The organism is Dyadobacter sp. (assembly GCF_051859145.1).
Classification (GTDB): Bacteria; Bacteroidota; Bacteroidia; order Cytophagales; family Spirosomataceae; genus Dyadobacter.
Genome location: NZ_JBHYGF010000411.1, coordinates 1 through 3502, shown reverse-complemented (window position 1 = coordinate 3502; position 3502 = coordinate 1). Strand labels below are relative to the sequence as shown.

Sequence of the window (3502 nt, the reverse complement as noted above, 5' to 3'; positions counted from 1 at the left end):
AAACCAGTACCTAACTATTTGCAAAATTTCTTGTTACCTCCGGCACCTTCAGACGTCTAAAGGGAACACGCAGTTGACCTTGGAACCGCTGTCAGGAAGGTTCTACTCAACTAGTAGAAAAGCCAAGCCGAATTAATTTGTAAAATGCTATTTAATGAGTAGAATTACCTAATCTTATTAGTATCTGAATGTATGAAATGGCGTAAGCTCTACCTCCAAATTTTTTTAATCAGTGTTATCTCAGTACCCGTTTTTTCGCAGCAAAAACGGGACTACACCATTCAGCTCAGAAGTGGCTCATTCACACCTGAAAAGAATATCAGTGAGAAGAATGCCTCGCTCCGGCTGTCTCAGGAAGGCAGGCAAAAGTCTTTTGTAATTATTCAGTTTGAAGACATTCCAACAGCACAGGAGCGCAATCAGCTCAGGGCAGAGGGTATCGAGCTGCTGGAATATATTCCAAATTATGCTTATACCGCAACGGTGACCGGCAGCAACAGCCAGCGCGCATTGGCGAGAACAAAAGGTCGGGCCATGATCGAGCTTTTTCCGGAACAAAAAATGCAGGCTACTCTGGCAAATGGGCGGTTTCCCACGCATGCGGTTAAGGAGCCGGGTACGATAGATGTATGGATCAATTATCCCCGCACATTCTCCACAGAAGAGGTAAAAGCGGGGCTGAAAACGGTTGACGCATCGCTTATTTCAGAGCAGTTTGCAGCTTACCAGATTCTCGAACTACGTGTTCCTGCCGGCAGGTTGAAGGAACTGGCGGCGCTACCCTTTGTGCAATACGTACAAGCCAAGCCACAGCCCGACAAGCCTTTTAATGATAAATCAACTGCCAATTCGCGGGCAAACGTATTGCGTTCCAGCCTGCCAATCGGGAGGAATCTGAGCGGAAAAGGAGTAGTAGTGGGTATCGGCGACGATGCGAATCCATCGCAACACCTTGATTTTAACAGTCGGCTTATCAGTCGCAACCCGGCTGAGGCAGGTGTTCACGGGGTTCATACAATGGGTATTCTCGGCGGAGCGGGCATTGTCAATGAGCGGTATGCAGGTTATGCGCCGAAATCGACCATTGTAGTCCAGTATCTGTCAAACATTCTGGCCTATTCTCCGCAATACGTGAAAGATTATGGAATGGTCGTGACGAACAATTCTTACGGCGGTGATATTAATAACTGTGAAACATTCGGGGTTTACGATCTGTATTCATATATCCTCGACCGTCAGGCATTTCAGATGCCGTATTTGCAGCACGTATTTGCAGCCGGGAATAATGGTGCCACTAGTTGCAGTCCTTATCCTGCCGGTTTTGCCAATGTTTTGGGCGGGTACCAGACTGCCAAGAATGTGATCAGCGTGGGTAATACTTCTGAAACAAGTGTTATATCCAACGGTTCAAGCCGCGGCCCTGTGCGCGACGGGCGTATCAAACCTGAAATTATGGCGCAGGGTTCTTCCGTGATGTCTACAATCCCGGTGAATTTGTACGGAAATGGAAGCGGTACCAGCATGTCGTCGCCGGCTGTTGCGGGCGGACTGGTGCTCCTGACCGAGCGTTATCGTCAGCTTCACGGCGACCAGAACCCGAAGAATGCATTATTGAAAGCATTGGTTTGTAACGGAGCTGCGGATAAAGGGAATGAAGGTCCTGATTACAGATATGGTTTTGGCTGGCTCAACCTGTTGCGCTCGCTGAAAATGCTCGAATCCGAGAGTTACAGGAATGATTCTCTGGCGCACAATGCAGTGAAGGATTTCACGATACAAGTACCTGCCAACACGGCGCAGCTCAAAGTAATGCTTTACTGGAACGATCCCGCCGCCAATGTACTTTCTTCTCAAAACCTGATTAATGACCTTGATTTAAAAGTAGTAAAAGAAGGTACTGTAACACTGCCGAGACTGCTGGACCCGACTCCCGCCAAGGTGAACAGCATTGCGGTAACTGGTGCCGACCATACCAACAATATGGAGCAGGTTACCATCAACAATCCCACGGAAGGCGGCTATACAATTTCAGTGAATGGAACATCGGTGGCGCAAAATCCTTTACAGGAATATGTTGTCGTTTATGATATTATCCCCAATTCGATTACGCTGACAAATCCTGTGGGCGGCGAGCACCTGAAAGATGGGGATGCAATCTATATTCACTGGGATGCATTCGGGAACAATGCGAGTACATTTACAGTAAGTTACAGTCTGAACGATGGATCATCGTGGACACCGATCGGCAACAACCTGGCGGCTTCTGTGAGGCAGTTTTCCTGGACAATACCTGCCGGAGTAAAGAGTGACAAAGCCAGGGTCCGGGTAGTGCAAAACAGCACGGGTGCCGAAAGTATCAGTGAGCCTTTTACAATCCTCGGAGTACCGACACTCACCTTGTCTAGCCTGCAATGCGAGGGGTATATTTCACTGGAATGGACAGCGATAACAGGCGCTACCGACTATGAAGTTATGATCCTGAAAGGGTCAGAGATGGTTTCAGCCGGCGTGACGAACTCAAACAAATACACCTTGTCGGGTCTCTCGAAAGATTCGACGCACGTACTGAGCGTGCGCGCACGAATAAATGGTCAGCCGGGGCGGGCTGCGGTGGCAATCAGCCGGCGACCGGATTCAGGTACCTGCGCAGGGACGATTTCCGATAAAGACCTGAAAATTGAATCTATCCTGACACCGGCAAGCTCGGGCAGGAAGAACACTTCCACAGAGTTGAGCAGCTCGGTTTTTGTTAAAATCAGGATTAAAAACCTGGACGATGTGGATTCTAATGCGCCATTTGAAGTGGGTTATATGCTGAATGGCGTTGCTGTTCCTCTTGAAACAATCTCCCCGTTTATAGAAAAGGGTAAAACGTACGATCACACTTTTTCAGCAGGTGCAAACCTGGCGAGTCCGGGCGATTATACGCTCAAAGTGTACATTCATTCAGCCTCTGATCCGGTGATTGGAAACGATACGCTGACCAAAACTTTCAGGCAGCTGCCCAACTACCCGCTGACCCTTCCTTTTACAGATGATATGGAAAGCCTGCCTGTTCAAACGGTAGTAGCAAGCCAGATCGGCCTGAAAGGGGATGGTCGGTACGATTTCTCGTTTTCTTCATCAGATGCAGGCCGGGTGAGGACTTTTGTTAATTCAGGTTTTGCCAATTCAGGCCAGCGCGCTTTGACGCTGGATGCAAACCGGTATTTCTCCGGCGGGAACACCAACTATCTTGAAGGTACATTCAATTTGTCAGACTACGACATTGAAACTGCCGATGTGCGGCTGACTTTCAGCTACAAAAACCACGGACAAAAGACGCACGCCAACAATAAAATTTGGATAAGAGGAAAAGATACCGATCCGTGGATAGAAGCGTACGATTTGTACGCCAACCAGAACCTCGCGCTGGAAGGATATAAGACTTCGCCAGGCATAGAAGTAAGCAAGTTGCTGGCTGCGAATGGGAAAAACCTGTCTTCCAGCTTCCAGGTCAGGT

1 protein-coding gene is annotated in these 3502 nt (G+C 48.5%); it reads left to right on the top strand.

Going from position 1 to position 3502, the window contains the following annotated elements; genetic code table 11:
* Positions 1-192 precede the first annotated feature (192 nt).
* Positions 193-3502, top strand: a 3310-nt coding sequence (locus ACTIE6_RS20470) for a S8 family serine peptidase (RefSeq protein ID WP_439558401.1), incomplete at its 3' end; no start/stop codon positions are given.